The organism is Bacillus sp. SRB_8 (genome assembly GCF_003264205.1).
GTDB classification, from domain to species: Bacteria; Bacillota; Bacilli; order Bacillales; family Bacillaceae_G; genus Bacillus_A; species Bacillus_A mycoides.
Genome location: NZ_NADT01000020.1, coordinates 228,039 through 251,474, shown reverse-complemented (window position 1 = coordinate 251,474; position 23,436 = coordinate 228,039). Strand labels below are relative to the sequence as shown.

The window sequence follows — 23,436 nt, the reverse complement described above, 5'->3', positions numbered from 1 at the left end:
TCTGTGTTTTTGGTAAACTGAAAACATCGCTCATTTTAAGGGAGGAGGATAAATATGAAAGTGTTTTTTAATTTAGCTTGGTTTTTTAAGCAAGAAAAACGAGCGTACATAATCGGAATTATTATGTTATTTGGTGTCGCGCTTCTTGAACTTGTAGCGCCAAGAGTACTGGGCATTGTAGTAGATGAAATTAATAATGGAACATTAACGTCTGAAAAATTGTTGAACTGGGTTATTCTATTAGTAGTTGTAGGAATTACGATGTATATATTACGTTACTTATGGCGTATTATGATTTTTGGATCTTCTTTAAAACTAGCTCGTCAACTGCGAAAGAATCTATATGAACATTTTACTAAGATGAGCCCATCCTTTTATCAATCACGTCGCACAGGCGATTTGATGGCACATGCGACAAATGATATTCAGGCGATTCAGCAAACTGCGGGGGCAGGTGTTTTAACACTCGTTGATTCATTAGCTGTTGGAGGATGTGTACTCGTAGCGATGGGATTTACAATTAGTTGGAAGTTAACGTTATTAAGTTTAATTCCGATGCCAATTGTAGCTATTTCTACAAATTATTATGGAACTTTATTGCATAGAAGATTTCATAAGGCACAGCAATCGTTTTCTGAAATCAATGATAAAGTACAAGAAAGTATGAGTGGGATGAAGGTAATTCGCTCACTTGGACAAGAGAAAGAGGATTTACAAGCGTTTCGGAAGAAATCTGAAGATGTCGTACATAAAAATATGCTAGTTGCACGTATTGACTCGTTATTCGATCCAACGATTTCCCTAATTGTCGGATTTTCATTTTTGATCGCAATTTGTTACGGATCATTATTAGTCGTACGAGGTGAATTAACTGTAGGGGAATTAGTAACATTTACAACGTACTTAGGGACACTTGTATGGCCAATGTTAGCGTTTGGATGGCTATTTAATATTATGGAGCGTGGACGTGCTTCGTATGATCGTGTGGAGAAAATACTTTCACAAACTTCAGATGTAGTGAATAGGGACAATGCTATAAATACTATAGCAAGTGGTGATGTTTCGTTTGCTGTTGATTCGTTTTCTTATAAAAAGAATGAACTATTAAACTTAAAAGATATTTACTTTAACTTAAGAAAAGGTGAAACATTAGGAGTTGTAGGGCGTACCGGTGCAGGGAAGACGACGTTATTAAAATGTTTAATTCGAGAGTATGATCATTTTAATGGTGAATTAAAAGTTGGGGAGCGGGATATTCGAGATTTAACACTTCACGGTGTGCGTTCTGCAATTTCATATGTACCGCAAGATCACTTTTTATTTTCAGCGAGTATTGGGGAGAACATTGCTTTTGGAAAGGCCGATGCTACATATAAAGAAATTAGCCGAGCTGCTGATATTGCTTGTATTCATAATGATATATTTCAATTTCCAGAAGGGTATGACACTGTAGTAGGTGAAAGGGGCGTTTCACTATCAGGAGGTCAAAAGCAGAGAATCTCTATTGCGCGTGCATTATTAACAAATGCTGAAATTTTAATATTAGATGATTGTTTATCAGCCGTAGATGCAAAAACAGAAGAAACTATTTTAACTGCATTGAAACGAGAAAGGGCAGAGAAAACGACGATTATTACTGCCCATCGTTTAAGTGCTATTCAGCATGCAAATCTTATTCTTGTTATTGATGAAGGTAGGGTTATGCAGCGAGGGACACATGAGCAATTAATGAAAGAAAATGGTTGGTATAAAGAAATGTACGAAAGCCAGCAGTTAGAGGCATTAGTAGAGAAAGGAGGCGTATGATGGCTGAGAAAAAACGGAGTGATTTAAGAAGGTTACTTTCTTATATGAGGCCCTATAAAGGGTTATTGGCGGTAGCATTTTTATTTCTAGTTGGTGCAACTGTAACTGAAATGATGGGTCCTTTTTTAATTAAACAATTTCTTGATGAACACTTAGTGCCAGGTAACTTTGAACAATCAGCACTTGTAACCCTATTTGTAGTGTATATTATTGCTCATTTATTAAAAGTATTATTTACTTATTTAGACTTATTGTACTTTCAAAATATCGCTTTTAAGATTGTCCAAGATATGCGAGTTGAAGTGTATGAACATGTTCAAAAATTGTCATTAAGCTTCTTTGATCGTACGCCGATTGGTACGCTCGTATCTCGCATAACGAATGATACAGAAGCGATTAAGGATTTTTATGTTAGTGTACTATCAACATTCGTGAAAAATGTAGTCTTTTTAGTAGGGATTTTAGTAGCGATGTTTTTATTAGATGTAAAATTAGCGCTATTTTCGCTCATATTAATTCCGGTAATGTTTGCAATTATGGTGTTGTATCAACGGAAAAGTGCAGCTTTTTATTTAGAGGTACGTAATAAGCTGAGTATATTAAATGCAAAGTTAAATGAGTCCATTCAAGGTATGAATATTGTTCAGGTGTTCCGGCAAGAAAAGCGGATGAGAAAAGAATTTGAAGAAGTGAACAATAAACATTTTAGTGCTGGACGTCGTACATTGAAATTAGATGCATTACTTTTACGTCCAGCAACAGATCTTGTTCATATTGTAGCAATTGCGGTAGTACTTGGTTTATTCGGAATCGATGCTTTAAAGAGTCCTGTTGAAGTAGGGGTTTTATATGCTTTCGTTAACTATATTCATCGTTTCTTCCAGCCGGTAAATGAGATGATGATGAAACTATCTTTCTTCCAGCAAGCGCTTGTTTCATCATCGCGTGTATTTCATTTAATGGATGATAAAGATTTAGCTCCTGTTCAAATGGGGAGTGAACAGCCACGAGTAGCTAACGGGGAAATTCAGTTTAAAGATGTTACTTTTTCATATGATGGAAAGCGTGACGTTTTAAAAAATGTATCTTTTCACGTAAAGTCAGGGCAAACGGTTGCTTTCGTAGGGCATACTGGTAGCGGAAAGAGTACGATTATGAATTTATTAATGAGATTTTACAATATTAAATCAGGAAATATAGTAATAGACGGAGTAGATTTAGAGAAGTTCGAAGAACAAGAAATTCGAAAGAAAATTGGTCTTGTGCTGCAAGATGCATTTTTATTTGCTGGAAATGTAAAGCAAAATATTCGTATGTATAATGAAGAGATTACGGATGAAGAGATAGAGGAAGCGGCAAAGTTTGTGCAAGCGAATACGTTTATTGAAAAATTACCAGAGCAGTATGATACAGAAGTTGTCGAAAGAGGAGCTGCATTTTCTAGTGGTCAAAGGCAATTAATTGCTTTTGCTAGAACGATAGCAACCAATCCGAAAGTATTAGTGTTAGATGAAGCGACGGCAAATATTGATACAGAAACAGAGGAGGCTATCCAAACGGCATTGCAGCAAATGCGAAAAGGTAGAACAACGATAGCGATTGCGCACAGATTGTCTACAATCCAAGATGCGGATCAAATATTTGTTATGCATGAAGGGGAAATTGTAGAAAGCGGAACACATCAAGAGTTACTTAGTAAACAAGGACTTTACTACAATATGTACTTGCTACAAAATAAAGGGAGTTTGCAACAGGCCTTGTAGAATTACAAGGTCTTTTTTCTATTCTCTCAGATATTAAAATGTAATAAAATTTTCGAAATATGTGAGAGATTTGTCGTGTCCTTTAACTAGAGTTGTACATATTGTATATAGAATAACAAAATTTGATAGGAGCTTTTATATGCAAAATAGATCCAGTTCAAATATTACATTTATTGATGTGTCTCATTGGGAAGGAAACATTAATTGGAATGCTGTGAAGTCATCTGGCATTCCAGCGGCGTATGCAAAAGCGACGGAAGGTGTGAACTATATTGACCCTACTTTCGTTCAAAATGTACAAGCTGCGAGAGATGCGAATGTATTAATTGGTGCATATCATTTTGCGCACCCAGAACAAAATGATGCCATTTCAGAAGCGAAACATTTTGTGAATATATTACAGAGTAATCAGACGGACTTAATCCCTGTTTTAGATTTAGAATCGCCAACGGATACTAGCAATAGTAGTTTAACGGGTGCGACTATATCGAATTGGGCAAGAAGTTTCGTAAATTATGTGAAACAAGCTACTGGGAAAAATGTAATGTTATATACAGGAGTTTGGTATATTAATGAATTTGGAATTAGCGGGTTAAGTGACATTCCACTTTGGATTTCCAAATATTCTAGTATACCGCCTGCTGATGCTGGTGGATGGACAGAGTGGACAGCATGGCAGTACACAGATTCTGGGCAAATTTCAGGTGTAGGAAATTGTGACGTATCAGCAGCTGTTTCATTAGAAGCTTTACAAGGAAATGGAGCAAGTGGTGGAGGGAATGTTTCCACGCCTAATAATGCGACTCCAGTATACGGAGTTGCTGTAATTAATGGAGATAATGTGAATTTACGAAGTGGACCATCTTTACAGTCTAGTGTAATTCGCCAATTGAATCGTGGCGAATCATATGAAGTTTGGGGAGAACAAAATGGATGGCTCTGCTTAGGGACAAATCAGTGGGTATATAATGATTCAAGTTATATTCAGTATGGTGTACAATAAAGTGAATCTAAAAGGTATCTCGACTGAGGTGCCTTTTATGAAAAATATATAATTTTTACAAAGTATATATTGATAACATATTATAATGTAATTGATATATGTTTAAAAATAATCGGAAATGAAATAAAGGAGTAATAATATGGAGTATGTGCTAATAGGTGGGATTTTAATATTATTAGCTGTAGTGTTTGTACTGTTTTATAAAAATAAACAGTTAGAATCAGAGAGTCAGCAAGTAGAGTTTGAAAAGAAACAAGCGATTGAAACGTATGAAAATGAGATTGCAGCTACGATTACAGGGCATAAAGAACAACAGGATACTTTAAAGAATATGGAACAGAAAAAATATAATGATTTACAAGTGAATACAGCTAGAGAACTTGAAAATATGCGTATGATGAAAAATCAATTGGCTGTTCAACATAGTAAAGAACGTAGTGAAATGCAAGATAAGCATAGTAGTGAAGTACATATGTTTCAAAATTTAATTGCGGATTTACGAGAATATACCAAAAATGGTGCTGAAGTGAATGCGCATGAAATATTACATTATATGAAGCGAGGTTTCGTTGAGCAAGGAATAATACTAGAAGAAGAGTTTCATATTATACCGAACGTTTTTATGATACGCAATAAATATAGAGATAAACGTGACATAAATGATAATCGAATTCATCACCTTATCTTATGTAAAACTGGTATTTATCTACTTGAGACGAAAGAATGAACAGGGAAATTAATCCATGGCTTAACGAAAGAAAATGCGGGTATATATTCATTTATGATTGAGGAAATTGGTAAGTATCAACATGAAATTGAAAAAGAAGAGACATTTGAATTTATTACGGATGGAACTTCATTAACTTTGCAAGTAAGAAATGAAGGGAATCCAGCGTATAAAGCGAAAATGCTATCTCAAACTTTATATAATTGTTTGGAAGAAATGCAAGTAGATATTGTAAAGGAAAAAGTAAAACCAATTGTATATTTTGAAAATGAGAGTGGAAAAGACGTTATTGATCTTTCTAATGAAGAATTGCCGAGATTTAAAGATAGAGAGCAAATTGTAACGTTTTTCAGAAATGAAGTTTTAACAAGTAAAGTAATATATACAGCACGAGAACTACAAAAGATTAGAGATATGATTGGCCAGATGAATTATGTTGCGAAGTGAAAAATAAAGTAAAACTTTAATTAGTGGGGGTTTATGGGCAACCCGACTTCTACCCTTTACAGCCGAATTTTGAGGTGGGAGTCTAACTGCCCGCAAATAGCGGGATAAAGTAGGTGTTATTTGGGTGGAGAAAGGTAAAAGCTCTATATTGTGGGGAATGTTGTACATTTATTTTTGTTTGCATATATTAATGTACATTGCGTTTATTTTCGTTATTGATATGGTTCATGTGTCATTGAGTGTAATGAGTATTTTGGTGGTAGTAATGCCTTTTATTTTATTAGTTATTATTCAAAAGTCTATCTTACATGTTTCGGCAAGACGTGATAAAGGTAAGAAACAACTGTTCACTATAATGATGGTAGGTCTCATTCCATTGCTAGTATGCACCGTACAATTAAGTATAAATAAATACACTTCAAATTTTAATCAGGATCGGTGGTTAAATTATGAAGAAAAACGAGTACATATGGTAGATGACCTATTACAGGAGCATAAATTGATAGGGAAATCAAACGAGGAAATTACAAAATTGTTAGGGGCCCCTACGAAAACAAGCAGTTTGGAAACGGGAATTACTACACTATACTATCTTGGGAATGAACGTGGTTTCATTCCTATAGATAGTGAATGTCTTGTTTTGCAATTTGATAAAGATGGTAGAGTTATAGAGTATAAGGTACAACGAGATTGAAATAGTGAGAGGAGAAGCTATATCTTTTATAGCTTCTTTTCTATATTCCAATATAGAAAAAGTAGGCAAATAGTAGTCATTCCTATCTATACGAATGAGATAGAGTTTGTTATATTGTAAAGGGTTATTTAGTTTAGAAGTTTGCTAGATAGCCTTAAATATTTTAGATTAGGGAGGGAAGTTAACACGAATTAAGATATAAACGTGTTAAATAATTAGTATGAAAAAAGAATTTTATAATGTTTTAGCTGCATCAATTGTATTTAGTATGGTAACGATTCCAAGTTTTTCCTATGCAGACACAGTAGAAAAGACCGTAACAATTTCAACAGACGAGCAAGCATTAAAAAGTATTGAAAGCCATATGAAAGATGAAGATGGACGTGGAGAGAGCAAAGGAATAACAAATGAAGTACAAGGAGATTTTTTTGTACATATAATAGGTTCAGCATCTTTATTTGATTCTGCTGAGTTACAAAAAGCGACAGGTGTTCAGCTTTCTAATCAAGTAGTGAAAGCCGAAAAACAAAAAGGAAACGCTTACTATATACAAACAGAATCTGGAGCTGGGTGGATACAAAGTAGTGAAGGAAATGTAGAGGTTAAGGAAGTTTATCACTTGGCAAACGAAAAATTAGTAATTAATGAAGAGACAGCCACATATTCCGCACCATTTAATTCATATAAAGACGAGAAAGTGTTACAACCGCAAACAATTATTGCAATTGGACAAGTTGGAGAGTGGTTCCAAGTCCAAATAGATAATGAGGTGAAGTGGATTTATGCACCTTCAGCAAAATTTGAGGGTACAAAAGCATCTCTTATTCAAAGCACAACTCCAACTCGTACGAAACGTGCAGCGGTTATGTATACTGCACCAATAGAAGAGAAAACAACGGATATTTACGGTGTACCATTAAAGGAAATGATTGTACCAACAGGTAATGAAAATATTCGTCCAGGTTATGCGATGAAACCAAAATACATTACAATTCATGAGACAGATAATTATAGTGTTGGAGCAAATGCTAGAAACCATGCACAATATTTATACAGTCAAGCAACAGGAACGACTGATCGTTCAGCATCTTGGCATTTTACAGTAGATGATAAAGAAATTTATCAACATCTACCATTAAATGAAAATGGTTGGCATGCTGGAGATGGATCAGAAGGAACCGGTAACAGAGAATCAATTGCAATTGAAATTGCTGTCAATCAAGATGGTGATTATAATAAAGCTGTGGAAAATGCTCGCAAACTAGCAGCCTATTTAATGGGGGAATTAAATATTCCTTTAGAAAATGTAAAAAAGCATCAATTTTGGAGCGGAAAGAATTGTCCGGCCATTATGATAAGGAATAATGCGTGGGAGCCATTTTTACAGGGAACGAAAGCTTATTATGATGCGAATCATAAAGATGATATAACTGGCGGTTGGTATGAAGCAGATATTCGTGAATTAGATAAAAGAGGTATTATGGTTGGAGACGGGAAGGGTTCTTACTGGCCAGAACGTCTTGTAACACGTGGTGAATTTGCGAATTTAGTTTCAAGATCATTGCAATTACCAGAGGGGAAATCGAATTTCAAAGATTTAAGCACAGCTCATCCATCGCTAGTAGATGGTATTAATCGTGCAGCTAGTGCTGGGATTATAAGTGGACGAGGAAATGATATATTTGCTCCGAATGATACGATTAAACGTGATGAAGCTGTCATTATGATTGATCGTGCATTGCAATTCAAAAATATTAAAGGTAATTTAGTTCCATTACCATTTACGGATCAAAATTTAGCGTATGATAAACAGGCGGTTCAACGTGTTTATGGGTTAGGTATCGTAAAAGGGAATGAGAATAATGAGTTTATGCCAAAAGGTTCTGCAACACGTGGGGAATCGGCAGCATTTATTAATAGAATGTTAAAAGTAATAGAGAGTAAATAATGGAAAGGCATTCGCTTTGGCGAGTGCTTTTTTATTTTTCAATATGTTATAGAAAGGTGATGTGAATTTTGACTGGAATAAGGAATGAAAGCGGAGGTGATGCATATATTTAGATGCATTGGGTAGTTTTTTGTAATTTTGTATAAAATGAAAAGGAGGTAGGACGGTGAAATCAATACCGACTGAAGTCCTGAGTAAGGAATTGATGGAAAGAGAAGGGGTTATATCTATTACAGTGATGGAATTTGAAAAGATAGAAGTGGCCGGAGTAGTTGTTTCTGGTCCAGCTGTTATTTTAATTAATCAAGATTAAGTACATATTATCAATAAAGAAAAGTAGTCAGAGCATCCGCTTAGGGTGCTTTTTGTTTGTATAGAAGTGTGTATATGATAGATAATTGGGATATTGGAGGGGAATTATGTGGCAATTATTATAACAATGTTATTAATGGGAGTTTTATTAGGATTTGTCGGAGCAGGGGGAGCAGGATTTATCATCGCGATACTCACTCTAGTATTCCATATCCCTATTCATGTTGCTCTTGCAACATCTTTAACTGCGATGGCATTTACGACATTATCTGGAGTAGTAAGTCATTACCGAGAAGGGAATGTTGTGCTTGTAATAGGCGGAGTTGTTGGGGGATTTGGCGCGATTGGTTCCTTTATTGGTTCAAAGTTTGGTTCGTTAATACCAGCACATCTGTTGCATTGGTTTACAGCTGGTATGTTATTTTTATCGGCAATTTTTATGTTTATTCGGTTGATTATGTTTCAAAAAAGATCACAGTCGTCTTTAAAAGGGCATAAAGAACTTTCGAAAGATAACGTGATTAAATGTATATTCCTCGGATTGGTGACTGGAATTTTAGCAGGTGCATTTGGTATTGGCTCAGCACCTTTTATCCAACTCGGATTAATGGTTCTATTAGGTTTAACAATCCGTCAATCTGTAGGGACGACAATGCTCGTTATATTACCAATCGCAATTGGAGGTGGGTTTGGATATAGTTCGGAAGGGTATTTAGATTATGTATTATTAGTACAAGTTTTAATCGGGACAATGTTAGGAGCATATATAGGAGCTAAGTTTACAAATTATGCACCTCGCATGCTTCTAAGGTTTTCGATGATTATGACACCAATATTAGCTGGATGTATGTTGTTAGTAGATTAAAGAGAATATATAGAAATCTATTAATATATTTTACGAATGAATTATGTAAGTAATTCATATTTCTCATATAAAAGGATTTGCTTTAATATAATGAGTATAAAGTTCGAGTATTCGAAGTATTACTTGAATTATATCCCTATCCCTTTTCTAAAAATGCGAACAAGTTTTGCCCTATTCTATTCAATAGTTTATTGTATAGAAATATATTGTTCGATGACCATTATGGAACGCACATAATGGGTAAATCCCGATCCTTAAAGAGGATGCCCCTAATCTTCATGTGAAAATATGATCGGATAAGAAAGCTGGCCAATTTATGGTCAGCTTTCTTTTTGTTCAATGAGTAAGTCTTCTTTAATTTCTGTTTGCAATAATAAAGTTTTTCCGAAGCGACGTTTACATTCAGCTCGTACTTTTTGAATGGCTAGTAGCTGAGAAGTAGCAGGCACTGTGACAATGGATTGCCGAGGTTTTCGGTTTTCTTCACAAAAAACACATTCCACAACATATTTAGAAATCATAATTTCATCCTTCCGGTTTGAATTTCTAAGAAGGGACTGCTCATGAAGTTGATGTAAACTTTCGGCATCTTTTTACTTATTTCCTCTTTTTTTTCAAAGGGGAAATAAAAAAGAAGGTGAATTTTAGTAGGGGAGGGATGTATATGGAGAGATGGATAGGTACGGCAGCTATTTGTATGAATGAAAGAAATGAAATTTTAATGGTATTGCAAGGAAAAGAAGGGGAAGAAAAAAGGTGGTCTGTCCCAAGTGGAGGACTTGAAAAGGGAGAAACACTAGAAGAATGTTGTATCAGGGAAGTTTGGGAGGAAACAGGCTACAATGTGGAGGTTGTAAATAAAATATACGAAAAAGAAGGTATTACATACGGGATTCCGGTGTATGTTCATTATTACTTTGTTAAAAAAATAGGCGGTAATATGAAAATCCAAGATCCGGATGAGTTAATACATGAGATTGATTGGAAAGGGATACATGAAGTTGGAAAATTATCATTAGCTTTTCCAGAGGATTACGAGCTAATATACCGATATGTAAATAAAAAAGCAAGTGTGTAAATACTTGCTTTTTTAGTGTATCCAAGATAAGAAAAGTGGAACGATAACTAAACTAGCTCCAGCTGTTAAAAGCATTGATAAACTTGCAATTGTACCTTCTACAGGACCGATTTCAAATGCTTTTGATGTTCCGGTCCCATTCGCGCTAGTACCTAGCATTATACCTTTTGCGAGCGCTGTTTTAATACGGCATATGCGTATGAGTGTAGGACCGAATAACGCTCCAGTTAAGGCAGTTAATACAACGAAAACTGCTGTTAATTGTGACATGCCGCCAATCATTTCTGAAATAGCCATTGCAATAGGTGTTGTTACAATGTGCGGTGCTAAACTTTGTTCTATTGTAGAGTCAATTTGAAAAAAATTAGCTAGTAGTGCGGAAGTAATAACAGATAGAAAAGAACCGACAATGACATTAATTAAAATAGCAGTGCCGTGTTTTTTTAATAGATCAAAATGTTTATAGATTGGCCATGCGAAAGCAACTGTTGCAGGTTTTAATAATTCTGTTAGCCAATGACTACCAGATTCGTAGGTTTCGTATGGTGTATCTAATCCAAGTAATAAAGCTATTAAAATGATTGGGCATACAAGAAGGGGAGAAAGCAGACTCCAATTCCAGCGTTGATACATTTTTTTAGATACCCAATATGTGAATAGTGTTAATAGTAAACAAAGAAAGCCGATCATTGTGTTGATCCTTTCCGCTTTAATAGCAATTCTGTTAAAAGTCCTGTTACGAGAGTAACACAAAGTGTACTAATCACGATAATTAAAATGAGATCGATTCCATATTGTGATAATGTATCTTTGTAACGAATGACAGCGACTGCAGAAGGGATGAAAAATAAAATAAGTTCTTTTAATAAAAAGTCTGCACCGTCTTGTATCCATTCTTTTTTCACTATATTAAATTTTAATGAGATTAACAATAAAAAAATACCGATTATACTTCCTGGAACTGGGAGGTGTGCCTGTTTTGCAATCCATTCACCTGTCCAAGCGAAACAAAATAATAATAAAATTTGTCCGCTTAACTTCCACCATTTCATACAGTAACCACCTCTTTGTTTTTTACATAAAAATTGTAAAAAAGAATTAACAATTTCTACTATACGTTCATTTGAAATATTTGTCTAATATATAAATTATATGTTATTAATATATTAGATGTATTAATCGAAAGTGAAAAGGGTGTCCAAAATGGAATTACGGCATTTGCAATATTTTGTTGTAGTGGCAGAGGAATTACACTTTGGACGAGCAGCTGCTCGTTTACAAATGACACAACCACCGCTTAGTCAACAAATTCAGCAATTAGAAAAAGAAATGGGAGTTATGTTATTTTCAAGAACGAAGAGAAAGGTTGAATTAACAGAAGCAGGAGAAATGTTTTTAAAAGAAGTAAAAAAAGCGTTTGAACAAATTGAAAAAGCAGTAGAAGTTGCACAAAGTGCTCAAAGGGGAGAAGTTGGATCACTTTCAATTGGTTTTGTAGGTGCGGCGATATATGATATTTTACCGTCAATCGTCAGAGAGTATAGAAAGAAATTTCCGAGAGTGTCTGTAGCATTACATGAATTGTCCACACCGGATCAGGTGCATGCACTTCATGATAATCGAATTGATATTGGATTTTTACGTCCGCCAATTCCAACGCAATTACTTGAGTTAGAACCAATTCAAAAACTTTCATGTACGTTATGTTTACCGAAGGCACATCCTCTTGCTGAAAAGGACGAAATACATATCGAAGATTTAAGGGATGAACCGTTCGTATTTATTACGAGACCAGTATGGCCAGCGTTATATGATACAATTTTATCGCTTTGCCGTGATGTAGGTTTTAGTCCGCACATTGTACAAGAAGCAACGGAGTATCAAACTGTTATGGGGCTTGTAGCGGCAGGTATTGGAATTACGGTAATACCTGTATCCGCAAATAAATTGTATAGAACAGAAGTTGTATATAAAGAGTTATGTGATTCTAATTTTGTTGCAGAAATGTCAGTGGCTTATAAAAAAATGAATAACAATCCAGAGTTGTTAGAGTTTTTGAAAATTGCAAGAGAGAAAAAAAGGATTGAAGTGGAAGATGCGAAGGCTGAATAGTTGATGAAGTTACAGGGTAGTCATGATAATTAAGTTATATAAAGATTCACCTCATTAAACAAAAAACGGAAATGTAACTAAAGTGCATTTCCGTTTTTTGTTTTTTATTCAATGCTAAGGAGATCAATATGCGTGGTTTCTAGGACTAAAGGCTTAGTAAAGATTCCGATTGAAGTGCGATGTTTAAAATGTCATATTTTTATACACTAGTAGTATAGAATGCGTATGTTATGAAGCAAGGTAGGGGGAAATTATGTCTTTATTTCGGTTAGCGAGAAAAAATATACAAACATTTGCTGCCCAAAGGTTAAAACAATTTATGTGGATTGCTATGAATACAATGCTTTGTTTTTTTATGATATCATTCCGATTCAATGAAGTTGTAATAAGTAAAGCGGAATATACACCTATATTTGTAAAGTGGTTTTATGCTATGTTTCTATTTATAGTTTTTGTGTGTATTTTCATTACATATAAAATGACAGCTTCTCTTTTACAGATAAGAAAAGAGGAGTTTACATCGAATGAAGTGATGCATATGACAGGAAAAGAAATGTTATGTTTATTATGTCAGGAGCAATTATTAACTTACGGAGGAGCTTTTGTTTTCGGATTAATTCATGGTATGTTATTTTTGAAATTATTTATTATTATTTTTATGAAAGCAGTAGGAATCCAAGGGATAACCAATGCACCGATTACGATGTATGCGGTAGTGATAACAGCAGTTGTTATGATAACCGTCATTATAATATCAATGTGGCAATGTTGTAGGTTTACACAAAGGTTAAAGGGTGAAAAGTCATATGAAACGAGGAGAAAGGCATGAGAAATCATGGCTTTTTCTTCATTTTACACATGTTATTAATCATGATACAGTGGGAAGAACTGAAAAAAAGAGTTAAGAAGAAAGGTTGTATGGAATGATAAATGAGCAAGCGATCGTAAAAGTTGATCGATTAACAAAGCGAATTGGTTCAAAGACGTTAGTAGAAAATATTAGTTTTGAAGTGAAAAAAGGTGAAGTAGTTGGCTTATTAGGACCAAATGGTGCTGGAAAAACGACATTAATGCGAATGATGGTCGGAATGATCCGTATGACAGAAGGGGAAGTATGGATTGATGGTCAATCTGTAAAACAGCAATTTGAAAAAACTGCTGCGAAAATTGGTGCTGTAATTGAGACACCAGAATTTTATCCTTTCTTAAGCGGCTATGAAAATTTAACATATTTCGGACGAATGAATGGGAATGTGACTGAAGAGCGTATCGATGAAGTAGTGCAATTGTTAGGAATGGGACAAGTAATTGACCGTAAAGTAAAAGCATATTCACTCGGTATGAGACAGCGTTTAGGAATTGCTCAGGCACTTATACATAATCCAGATGTATTAATACTAGACGAACCGACGAACGGATTAGATCCTAGTGGTATACATGAAATGCGGATGTACATAAAGAAAATTGCGCATGAACAAGGAAAAGCTGTCCTTGTTTCTAGTCACTTACTCTCAGAAGTTGAATTAATGTGTGACAGGGTTATTATTATTCAGCATGGAGAATATGTCGCAACACAAAATATTCAAAGTGATAAAAAGGAAGAAACAGAAGAAATACATATACGTGTAGATGATGCGAATAAAGCGGCAGAGGTTTTAGAATACGATGTTTTAGTAAAAGAAAACGAATTAATTATAAACGTGAAAGATGAAGAAGTTCCAAATATTCTTCGTACATTGATGGAGAAAAACATTCAAGTTTATCGTGTATATGAAGAAAGAAAAACGCTAGAAGAGCAGTTTTTAGAATTAACAGGAGGAAAAGATATTGTTTAATTTAGTTTATAACGAGCTGTATAAAATATTTAAGCGAAAGCGAACGATTATTCCTTTTGCAGTTATTGCGGTATTAATTATTGGATTAGGATGGGTTACGGTAAAATATTTAGAGCCAGAAACAAAAGGGTGGAAAGCGGATTATACAGAACGCACTGTAGAAATTGAGAAAAAGCTCGGCATGAAAAAAGAGGATATTTTAACAGAAAAGTCAGGAGACGAGCTTGTAAAAGAATACCAGCTTAAAATGAAGCATTTAGATACGAATACAGCGCCAGCAAGTAGTTCTCCGCTTTCATTTATGAGAGATACAGGTTTTATCGTATTTCCAATTTTACTTCCGTTTATTCTCGTATATGCGAGTACGATTTTTGCGAATGAATATAGCTGGGGAACATATAAATTTTTAACAATTCGTCCAGCGAGCCGATTTAAAATTTTAACATCTAAGTTTTTGGCAATCGTTATATTTGCGGCATTATTATTTATATTTAATATGATTTTTTCCGTATTATGCGGGTTGATTATTTATAAATTCCAACAACCAGCTTGGGCTGAATTTGTCGTTCAAAATGGAAATATAATAAAACAAAATATTTTCGTAGAAGCAAGTAAATATTATATTTTATCTTGGTTACCAACTCTTGTGTATGCTGCATTTGCCTTTATGATTTCCGTTTTAACGAGATCGAGCGGAGGTGCAATCGGGATTTCTTTATTTCTTGCATTATCAGGGGGAATAGCGCTAATTCCGGCAGCAAGATATGAATGGGCGAAATATTTATTACCAGCGAATACAGATTTATATGGGCTTTTAAAGGGTGGAAGCTTTATTGATGGAGTAACATTCCCATTTGCTTCTTGTATGCTTCTTCTATACTTAGCTGTATTTTTAGGGGTTTCCTATACTGTATTTATAAAACGAGATTTAACAGCATAAGCAAAAGCCGTTAAGGGTAACTTAACGGCTTTTTGTTTGTAATAATTGATGAATAGCTTCTTCGGCTAATAGGGCGAAATACTCTGCGCTAATAGGCAATGCTTTTTCATCTACTGTAAAAGCTGGATGATGCCATTCATGTGTACCACTTGTTCCCATAAAGACGAATGAACCTGGTATTTCTTGTTGGTAAAAAGAAAAGTCTTCTCCTGCCATTGATGGTATAGGAGAGATAACGTTTAGATTCATTTTCTCTGCAATATGAATAGAAAAATCAGTGAGTACTTTATCGTTTTGAACAGCAGGAGGACCTGGGTAAAATCGAAATTCTGTTTTTACACCTAGTGCATCAGAAACACCTTTAATGATACGTTTCATTAATGCCGGAATCTTTTCACGTGTTTCAGCTTGGAATGTATGGACAGTTCCTTCTAATATTGCTTTTTCGGGAATAACGTTCCACGTATTCCCTGAATGAATGTTTGTTACACTTACGACAGCGTTATGAGAAGAACTAATATTTCGGCTTACAATCGTTTGAAGTGCCATAACGATTTGAGATGATGCAACGATAGGATCGACACCGGCATCAGGCACAGCTGCATGTGTACCAACACCATGGATTTCAATTTCAAATCGATCAACTCCGGCCATTAGTGGCCCATCTTTAATACCAATTGTACCTACTGGTAAATCAGGTTTATTATGCATACCGAAAATAGCTTGCACGCCACGTAAATGCCCAGCTTCAATAACTTTGCAAGCGCCATTACTACTTTCTTCAGCTGGCTGGAATATAAGGCGGACAGTTCCGTTAAGAGAAGATTCTTTTTCCTTTAATAAATAGGCTGCACCAATAATAGCAGCTGTATGAAAATCATGCCCACAAGCATGCATTTTACCTTGTATTTTTGAAGTGTATGGAAGGTCTGTTTCTTCCTGGATAGGAAGGGCATCGATATCAGCACGAAGCGCTACAACCGGTCCTTTTTTATTACCAGAAATTTCAGCGATAACTCCTGTTTCTAAATTGGAATCAATAATAGTGATATTGGCCTCGTCTAACCAATTTTTTATCGCTTTTGTCGTTTCAAATTCTTCGTATGATAGTTCTGGATTTTCATGTAAATGCCGATGAATGGAAATAAGTTTTTCTGTTAATTGATCAGGAATAGATGCCACTTATTATGCCCTCTTTCTTAAGTGAAGTATTTGTATTAATTATACAATAATAAAAGAGAGGATTCTCAAATGAAAATCCTCTCTCGTTTTATGCTGCAACTTTTTTATGAGTATGCTGTTTTCGATAACGCCCACGCATTGCGTATGCAATTTGCGGGATTGCGATACCGATTAAAATAAGTGATACACCGAACCATTGTGAAGATAGTACAGCTTCTTTTAAAACGAATACAGACATAATAGTTGTAACTGGTAGTTCTGCTGCACCAAGAATAGTTGCTAATCCAGAACCGATTTTTGGAATGCCAATTGTAAAGGCAATGGACGGAATAACGATACTAAATATTCCTAATCCTAAGCCGTATTTCCAAAGGCCTTGAGAGATCGCCCCGTTAAAAATAAATGTTGGCGGGAATACGATCATGACTAAAGTTAAAGCGCCAGCCATTAAAAGGACACCACGTGGTAAAGAAGGTACTTCAACGGCAACTTTCCCGCTTACGAAAATGTATGTTGCAAATGTAACAGCAGATAATAAGCCTAAAATGATTCCAGTCGTATCGAAATCACCAGCTGATGTTTCTAATAACCCACTTGATAAAAATGTACCTGCAAGTAAGAAGATTACTGAAATAACTTTTTCTCTTGAAGGTAATGTTTTTGTTGCGACTGCTTCAATGATAATCCCAACCCAAACGAACTGGAATAAAAGTATAATTGCAATAGAAGCTGGTACAGTTTTTAAAGAAGCGTAATAAAAAATTCCAGTAAAACTTGCAGACGTTCCTGCGACGAATAAAATTAACATTTGTTTTAGTGGAACACGATGTCTAGAAAATAGAAGTGTAATAGCAAGTAAAATAATCCAACCGAACAAATACTGGCTACCAATTACCTCTCCAAGTGAAAACCCTTCTGCATATGCAAGTTTAACAAAAATAGCTAAAACCCCATAACTACACGCTCCTAATAAAACTAAAAGAGAATAACGAAGCATGAAAAATTCCTCCCATCTATATGAAATTGTTCCGTAACGGACATATATAACTAGAGGGAAGTATACAAAATTAAAAATGAAGGGTCAAATGAAAGAAAAGTGCAAAATTTTATAGAATAATAATAAAAGTATGATATTTATGCATAATCTTGAAATTAATAATAATTAAAGTATTGTAAAATCAGCTTTATGTTGTATAAAGACAGCATTTGAAAAAATTTTTTAAGGCCAATAGGTGTGAAGTCAATTGTAATGTGCTAATCATTTGAGAAACTGTGGAACCTTTGTTATGTTAGTAACAATTAGAAAGAGTTTCATAATTCAATTGAGATTTTTCTATATAATAGAAGGGAATGAAAACGTTTTATTAGAAAGTGTGTGAAAGGGTAGTTTTTCTTATTGTCATGTTGGAAAAGTGAATTCATGAAATGTCCATAGTATTTTCAATTGTTTTTGCTACAATATTGAAGAGGAGAGGAGTGGAATAATGCAAGATATTAGTATTTTTTTAGCGTTTGGAGCTGGGTTCTTATCATTTATATCCCCATGTTGCTTACCGCTTTATCCGGCATTTTTATCATACATAACAGGTATGTCGGTTTCTGAATTGAAAGAAGAAAATGCAATGCTTCGCAAAAGAAGTATGATACATACAGCGTTTTTCTTACTTGGTTTTTCAATTATTTTTATTGCAATTGGATTTGGTACAAGTTTTATTGGAGGCATCTTTACAAATTATAAAGATTTAATTAGACAGTTAGGCGGTATATTTATCATCGTGTTTGGTCTTATTATTGTCGGTGTGTTTAAACCGAAGTTTTTAATGCAAGACCGTAAATTTACGTTTAAAAATCGTCCGAGTGGTTATTTTGGTTCAGTTTTAATTGGATTGGCTTTTGCTGCTGGATGGACACCTTGTACTGGACCTATATTAGTGTCTGTAATTGGATTAGCTGCAACAAATCCAGAATCGGCAATGATTTATATGATTGCTTACATACTTGGATTTGCTATCCCGTTTTTCGTACTTTCATTCTTTATTACGAAAATGTCTTGGATTAAAAGAAATAGTATGAAATTCATGAAGATTGGAGGATACGTTATGATTGTCATGGGTATCTTCCTATATTTTAACTGGATGACGAAAATTATCGTATATTTCTCAAGTTTATTTGGTGGTTTTACCGGTTTTTAGTATTATTCTGTGAAAATGTTGGAAATACTAACGGAAAAGCATATAATAAAATTATATTTTGCATATAGCCACAAAAAAGGATGAGAAAATATGAACATAGTTCTGTTATCAAGTATCGTTGCTGTTTGTATGGCTGTCGGTGCGATGTTTATTCGTTTAAAAGCAGCTAAGAAACCTGCAACATTGAAAAAAATTATACTTCCCCCATTTTTTATGAGCACGGGAGCGTTGATGTTTGTTTTTCCTGAATTTCGATTAACTCCAGCAGAAATGTTAGAAGCAATTGGCGTCGGTTTGTTTTTCTCTATTTTTCTTATTAAAACATCTAAATTTGAAATTAGAGGACAAGAGATTTATTTGAAGCGTTCAAAAGCATTTGTTTTTATACTAATTGGATTACTTGTCGTGCGGATTGTATTTAAAACATACTTAAGCCAATCTCTTGATTTAGGACAACTTAGTGGCATGTTCTTCTTACTGGCGTTCGCGATGATTGTGTCATGGAGAATTGCAATGTACCGTTCCTTTACGAAATTACAGAAGGAAATGGAAAAAGAAGACGGTTTTTATAATGAAAAAGATATGAAGTTAACGTAAAGAGTGTTATATGTATAAAGAAACAACGTCTGATTAGACGTTGTTTTTTGTTAATCACTGAAAGGTAACTTCCTCAATTCTAGTTGTGATGTATAAATTGTCGACCATCGAAGAAGCAATTTAAGTTTGACGTTATGAATGGACCGATATAAGGAATACTATTTGGTTTGAAGTTTTATCACCGGTAATTGGTGGCTAAGTTAGATTAGGTTGGATCGTATAGGAGACGTTCCTTCATTAACAATTACTCCACTTGATGGTACTGATACAACATGAAAGTGGAATGTTAATGACGAAATTTCACTTAGCTTAAGTGTCTTGAGCCGAATCTAATATTACAAATATAAATGCAACAGGATGAATTGCTGCGAATACAACATATACCTCTGTAAATATTACAGGTACTGGTGATACGATTTATACGAGTGCTGTAGGGTTACAGATAGATTTAGCGAAAGCGAGATTAATTGCTACAAAATCAGTAACTGTAAGTTGAGCTTATAAAAAAGATTGCTATAAAATAGCAATCTTTTTTATAAGGAATAATGGGCTTACTTTGCAAGTAAAGTTTTATAGTTAGAATAATCAATCTCTTTTTCTTGTAGTTTCTTAATTAAAAATTTATGATCACGCTTTGGTGTGGCGATGATATATCCTTTAATAATTAAATCTTGTGTAATTTTAGAGGAATTTTCTTGTAATGCTAGTTCTCCGATTTTGCCAGCAATTTTTGACTTAGCAACATCGCGAAATAATTCCGGAACGGGACTTACTAGTTCTTCTAACAATTGTTTTTGTTCGTCAGCCCATAAGTGTCTTGTTTTATTAATATAGTGATCTTCCCAATCCAAAATGGACATACCGTCTTCTTTCGGTAACCGTTTTAGGAATTTTCTGAACATGAAATATCCACCAATGGACATAAGCCCTAATAATACAACAGTCCAAACGACTATAAACCAACTAAACCATCCTTCAAGCAATTGTATGCCCTCCTTTAACGAAAGCAATATTTTGTATTTTATTTATATTATAAGCAATGAGATTCATAGAAAGCAAGAACGCTTGATCATTTTGACCAAGCGTTGTGATTTAAACGAAGTATAGTTGTTCAACACATAAAATATCATTGTCATTTTCTACATATTCAATGATGAGTGTGCCAACTTTACGATCTTTATCTTCAGTTGTGAAAATAGAGTAAGAAGTAAAACGTGTTGTTGATAGGCCGCTTATATGTGTAGGTAAAGGAATGTAGTCGTTATCGCGGAAGAATTCCATCAGTTCAATATCTTCAAATTCTTTTCGGTCAACTTGTTTGTTTGTATAGCGGCGTTGAAGTTGTTTTAAAGATGCATTCCAAGAAATTGCTTTTGTGTCGTATACCATTGTTCTATCTCCTTACTGTATGTAATTATTAAGAACATACGTTCTAATCTAGTATACTCTTTTTATAAGAAAAGGGAAAGCAAAAAATAATGTAAGCTTGGATTTCCAAGCTTACATTATTTTGCGTCCGTCATAATCTCTATTTTTTATTATAAGTTAGATAAGAATAAGAAACAAGATGATATATATCTTGTTGATAGTTTTCAAAATTCTGTTTATTATTTATGTAATACAGTACAAGGGAATGAGAGGGATGACATACGTAATTTCACTCCAAGGACCGATGGCAAGTGGGAAAACAACATTGGCAAAAAGGTTAGAGCAATATGAGCTTTCAATTATATACGAAAATCCATATCCAATTGTAGAAAAAAGAAAAGAATTACATTTAGATATGAACTCAAAAGAGGGGTTTATTACAAATCAAAAAATGTTTATTGAAGCAAAAATAAAAGAGTTTCAAAATGTGAAAAGCTCAGTCGTGATTTTTGATCGTGGACCAGAAGATATTGAATTTTATACACTCTTTTATCCGAAGATGATAGGGAAAGAGTGGGGTATAGAAACAGAATTAAAAGATGAATTGTATAAATTAAGAGAATGCCGTTCGGATGCAATTTTTTATTTAGATGTTTCGAAAGAGAGTTTGTATGATAGGAGAAATAATGATAGGACAAGAAATCGAAGTACATTTGAGGAACAATTTAAATTAGTAGAAGTTGAAAAAGAATGGTATAAACAATTTCCCGTAACTTATGTGGACACTAATATATTATCAGTGGACGAATTAGAGGCATATTTTATAGGGTGGCTAAGGGAGAAAAGGCTATGAAAAAAATATTATTATTCGTATACCCGACATTTGCAGAGTTTGAAATAACGGTAGCAAAAGCATTGCTGAAAAAGAAATATGAAATCATTACAGCGGGTTTAACAAAAGAAATGATTATAAGTGAAACAGGCTTACAAGTACAGCCGCATATAGAATTAAGTGAAGTGCGTGTAGAAGAATATGAGGGGATTATCATTCCGGGCGGAGATGAAATACATATGAAAGAGGCGAAACTGCTTTTTTCAGTTATTCGTCAATTTTCTGAGCAAGGAAAATTAGTGGCAGCGATTTGTGCTGGACCGTATGCGTTAGCAAGGGCAGGTTTACTAAAAGAAATCTCTTATACAGTGACCATAGATTATCAAAAATTAGATTGTTTTCCAGTAGAAAATTTTGTGTATACAGAAGTTGTACAGCACGCAAATATTATTACAGCACAAGGACATGCATTTGTGCCATTTGGACTAGCGATTGCCTCCTATTTTGGAGTAGTGAATGAACATAATACAAATTTTTATAGTGGAAAGGGCAATATAATGATGGAGAATCTTTTACCGGAAAACGTGTAAAAGCTAGCGAATGCTAGCTCTTTTCTTTTTTACATCGATAAATCACTAACGTTTTCGGATCGCGCCATATACCGTTATGAAATGATAAATCATTTTCTATTTCTTCTTTTAGCCATTCCTTCATTTCGGTGTGAAGGGACATATTATCAGGTATATTCAACGACGGGAACATGCTAGAAATATAGTTAACGATTGGAGTTGCATGATGAAAAACAAGTGCATTATGAATAATTGTTTCTTCAACAGTTGAAAAAACAGAGTGTAATAGATCTTTACCATTTTCTAAACAAAATGGAGCTACTGACGGTGATGTTTTTGGTAAATCAAATGTGACTAACATTTTGTTACACATTTCATCTATACGAGGTAATGAAACTTTAGAATTTGTTGTAGCTAAAAGGGCGCCGCCAGGACGAATTATCTTATGGAATCCTTGAATAGTTTTTTCGACATCTTTCATGTGGTATAACATATGCCTTGCGATTAGCAGGTCATAACAATTAGCTTCGAAAGGAAGTTTACTAGCGTCACCGAGTTTCCATTCAATCATATTATTCGTTATAGCAGCTTCAGAAAGCATAGTTTCGGATTGATCAAAACCAGTTAGATGTCCTTTATGACCATTAGTTTGCAAAAGGGAAAGAAATTTTCCGTTAGCACACCCGACCTCTAATATTTTTTCTTCTCCTTGGAGTTGTAAATGTTCAATGACGACTTCATCTACATTCACTTGTTTTTCTTCGTAATGTTTATGCGTATCGATACGTGTTTGTAAATGGTTACTTACGTTGTATTGGCGTTTTACATCATTCATTTTTTCACATTCCACCTTTATGCAAAATTGCTGAATCGCATGTGTTAATACATCTGTTTTATTTAAACCTTCGTAATGGAGTGCGTCTTCAAACCTTGTAAGTAATTTTTCTTCAATTCGAAAATGAATATCTTTTCGCTTCGCCACTGAAATTTCGCCCCTTTGCATCTGTTAGTGAGACTATAGCACGTCTGAAAAAAATCTGTAAATAAATTGTGTACACAAGTACAAGTATGAGAGGGATAAAAAATTGCTTGAATAATATTTTAAACTATTGACGATTTAACCGTTTTCATATATTCTTAAATTAAGTAATATTCAAATAATTCAA

The 23,436-nt window shown here is 34.4% G+C and carries 23 protein-coding genes and 2 pseudogenes; 17 read left to right on the top strand and 8 right to left on the bottom strand.

The window, feature by feature from the left end; translation table 11 throughout:
* The first annotated feature begins 54 nt into the window (after positions 1 to 54).
* The 8 genes and pseudogenes from B5P40_RS19540 (at position 55) to B5P40_RS19505 (ending at position 9,565) form a co-directional block, all read left to right on the top strand.
* Positions 55 to 1,806, top strand: coding sequence for an ABC transporter transmembrane domain-containing protein (locus B5P40_RS19540; protein ID WP_002128572.1), 1,752 nt, complete (start codon positions 55 to 57; stop codon positions 1,804 to 1,806).
* Positions 1,806 to 3,569 carry an ABC transporter ATP-binding protein gene (locus B5P40_RS19535; RefSeq protein WP_113709670.1) on the top strand — a complete coding sequence of 588 codons (1,764 nt, stop codon included), beginning with the start codon at positions 1,806 to 1,808 and terminating at the stop codon, positions 3,567 to 3,569. Before B5P40_RS19540 ends, B5P40_RS19535 begins: the two co-directional genes overlap by 1 nt.
* Positions 3,570 to 3,708: 139 nt before the next feature.
* Positions 3,709 to 4,560, top strand: a pseudogene (locus B5P40_RS19530) (GH25 family lysozyme); the annotation flags it as partial.
* Positions 4,561 to 4,711: 151 nt separating this feature from the next.
* Positions 4,712 to 5,746, top strand: a pseudogene (locus B5P40_RS19525) (NERD domain-containing protein).
* 124 nt (positions 5,747 to 5,870) lie between these two features.
* The gene (locus tag B5P40_RS19520) at positions 5,871 to 6,440 is read left to right on the top strand and encodes a hypothetical protein (protein WP_002167814.1); all 570 of its coding nucleotides are present in this window, start codon (positions 5,871 to 5,873) and stop codon (positions 6,438 to 6,440) included.
* Positions 6,441 to 6,660: 220 nt separating this feature from the next.
* Positions 6,661 to 8,388, top strand: a complete 1,728-nt coding sequence (locus B5P40_RS19515) for an S-layer homology domain-containing protein (RefSeq protein WP_002167815.1) — start codon at positions 6,661 to 6,663, stop codon at positions 8,386 to 8,388.
* 166 nt (positions 8,389 to 8,554) lie between these two features.
* Positions 8,555 to 8,701: a BC1881 family protein gene (locus B5P40_RS19510; protein ID WP_002014405.1), complete on the top strand. Its 147-nt coding sequence runs from the start codon at positions 8,555 to 8,557 to the stop codon at positions 8,699 to 8,701.
* Positions 8,702 to 8,809: 108 nt separating this feature from the next.
* Positions 8,810 to 9,565: a sulfite exporter TauE/SafE family protein gene (locus tag B5P40_RS19505; protein ID WP_002137766.1), complete on the top strand. Its 756-nt coding sequence runs from the start codon at positions 8,810 to 8,812 to the stop codon at positions 9,563 to 9,565.
* A 320-nt stretch (positions 9,566 to 9,885) separates the two neighbouring features.
* Here the strand turns inward: B5P40_RS19505 and B5P40_RS19500 are convergent, their stop codons facing one another.
* Complete coding sequence (locus B5P40_RS19500) at positions 9,886 to 10,086, bottom strand: DUF3903 domain-containing protein (RefSeq protein ID WP_002167816.1); 201 nt, start codon at positions 10,084 to 10,086, stop codon at positions 9,886 to 9,888.
* Positions 10,087 to 10,229: 143 nt separating this feature from the next.
* Between B5P40_RS19500 and B5P40_RS19495 the strand changes: the two genes are divergently transcribed.
* Positions 10,230 to 10,643 carry an NUDIX hydrolase gene (locus B5P40_RS19495; RefSeq protein ID WP_002137764.1) on the top strand — a complete coding sequence of 138 codons (414 nt, stop codon included), beginning with the start codon at positions 10,230 to 10,232 and terminating at the stop codon, positions 10,641 to 10,643.
* Positions 10,644 to 10,655: 12 nt separating this feature from the next.
* Here B5P40_RS19495 and B5P40_RS19490 read toward each other — a convergent pair whose 3' ends face one another.
* Together B5P40_RS19490 and B5P40_RS19485 are read right to left on the bottom strand one after the other, a co-directional pair.
* Entirely contained in the window at positions 10,656 to 11,333 is a 678-nt protein-coding gene (locus B5P40_RS19490; RefSeq protein WP_002137763.1) for an LrgB family protein, read from the bottom strand.
* Positions 11,330 to 11,695: a CidA/LrgA family holin-like protein gene (locus tag B5P40_RS19485; RefSeq protein ID WP_000872360.1), complete on the bottom strand. Its 366-nt coding sequence runs from the start codon at positions 11,693 to 11,695 to the stop codon at positions 11,330 to 11,332. Before B5P40_RS19485 ends, B5P40_RS19490 begins: the two co-directional genes overlap by 4 nt.
* 151 nt (positions 11,696 to 11,846) lie before the next feature.
* Between B5P40_RS19485 and alsR the strand changes: the two genes are divergently transcribed.
* The 4 genes from alsR to B5P40_RS19465 all read left to right on the top strand — a co-directional run bounded on the left by alsR (position 11,847) and on the right by B5P40_RS19465 (position 15,530).
* Complete coding sequence (gene alsR / locus B5P40_RS19480; protein WP_002128558.1) at positions 11,847 to 12,755, top strand: acetoin biosynthesis transcriptional regulator AlsR; 909 nt, start codon at positions 11,847 to 11,849, stop codon at positions 12,753 to 12,755.
* A 253-nt stretch (positions 12,756 to 13,008) separates the two neighbouring features.
* A complete protein-coding gene (locus B5P40_RS19475; protein ID WP_002185137.1) occupies positions 13,009 to 13,584 on the top strand; it encodes an FtsX-like permease family protein in 576 nt (191 codons plus the stop codon).
* A 94-nt stretch (positions 13,585 to 13,678) separates the two neighbouring features.
* Positions 13,679 to 14,590, top strand: coding sequence for an ABC transporter ATP-binding protein (locus B5P40_RS19470; RefSeq protein WP_002014392.1), 912 nt, complete (start codon positions 13,679 to 13,681; stop codon positions 14,588 to 14,590).
* A complete protein-coding gene (locus tag B5P40_RS19465; RefSeq protein ID WP_002128553.1) occupies positions 14,583 to 15,530 on the top strand; it encodes an ABC transporter permease in 948 nt (315 codons plus the stop codon). The genes B5P40_RS19470 and B5P40_RS19465 overlap by 8 nt, the downstream gene beginning before the upstream one ends.
* 21 nt (positions 15,531 to 15,551) lie before the next feature.
* Here B5P40_RS19465 and B5P40_RS19460 read toward each other — a convergent pair whose 3' ends face one another.
* Entirely contained in the window at positions 15,552 to 16,712 is a 1,161-nt protein-coding gene (locus B5P40_RS19460; protein WP_113709669.1) for a M20 peptidase aminoacylase family protein, read from the bottom strand.
* Between the two features lie 88 nt (positions 16,713 to 16,800).
* Positions 16,801 to 17,709, bottom strand: a complete 909-nt coding sequence (locus B5P40_RS19455; RefSeq protein WP_002190406.1) for an EamA family transporter — start codon at positions 17,707 to 17,709, stop codon at positions 16,801 to 16,803.
* Positions 17,710 to 18,196: 487 nt separating this feature from the next.
* On the opposite strand from B5P40_RS19455, the gene ccdA reads away from it, so the two are divergent.
* A complete protein-coding gene (gene ccdA / locus B5P40_RS19445) occupies positions 18,197 to 18,904 on the top strand; it encodes a cytochrome c-type biogenesis protein CcdA (protein WP_001152684.1) in 708 nt (235 codons plus the stop codon).
* A 90-nt stretch (positions 18,905 to 18,994) separates the two neighbouring features.
* Positions 18,995 to 19,501, top strand: coding sequence for a CcdC family protein (locus tag B5P40_RS19440; protein WP_002014224.1), 507 nt, complete (start codon positions 18,995 to 18,997; stop codon positions 19,499 to 19,501).
* A gap of 551 nt (positions 19,502 to 20,052) precedes the next feature.
* Here the strand turns inward: B5P40_RS19440 and B5P40_RS19435 are convergent.
* Positions 20,053 to 20,484, bottom strand: coding sequence for a DUF2621 domain-containing protein (locus B5P40_RS19435; RefSeq protein WP_113709668.1), 432 nt, complete (start codon positions 20,482 to 20,484; stop codon positions 20,053 to 20,055).
* 109 nt (positions 20,485 to 20,593) lie between these two features.
* Entirely contained in the window at positions 20,594 to 20,890 is a 297-nt protein-coding gene (locus B5P40_RS19430; protein ID WP_002033506.1) for a hypothetical protein, read from the bottom strand.
* Between the two features lie 253 nt (positions 20,891 to 21,143).
* Here B5P40_RS19430 and B5P40_RS19420 point away from each other — a divergent pair, with 253 nt between their 5' ends.
* Positions 21,144 to 21,722 (top strand): AAA family ATPase, encoded by a 579-nt coding sequence (locus B5P40_RS19420; RefSeq protein WP_002128548.1) that lies wholly within the window; start codon positions 21,144 to 21,146, stop codon positions 21,720 to 21,722.
* A complete protein-coding gene (locus B5P40_RS19415) occupies positions 21,719 to 22,291 on the top strand; it encodes a DJ-1/PfpI family protein (protein ID WP_113709667.1) in 573 nt (190 codons plus the stop codon). Before B5P40_RS19420 ends, B5P40_RS19415 begins: the two co-directional genes overlap by 4 nt.
* A gap of 13 nt (positions 22,292 to 22,304) precedes the next feature.
* Here B5P40_RS19415 and B5P40_RS19410 read toward each other — a convergent pair whose 3' ends face one another.
* Positions 22,305 to 23,273: a class I SAM-dependent methyltransferase gene (locus B5P40_RS19410; RefSeq protein ID WP_085960791.1), complete on the bottom strand. Its 969-nt coding sequence runs from the start codon at positions 23,271 to 23,273 to the stop codon at positions 22,305 to 22,307.
* Positions 23,274 to 23,436: the final 163 nt, after the last annotated feature.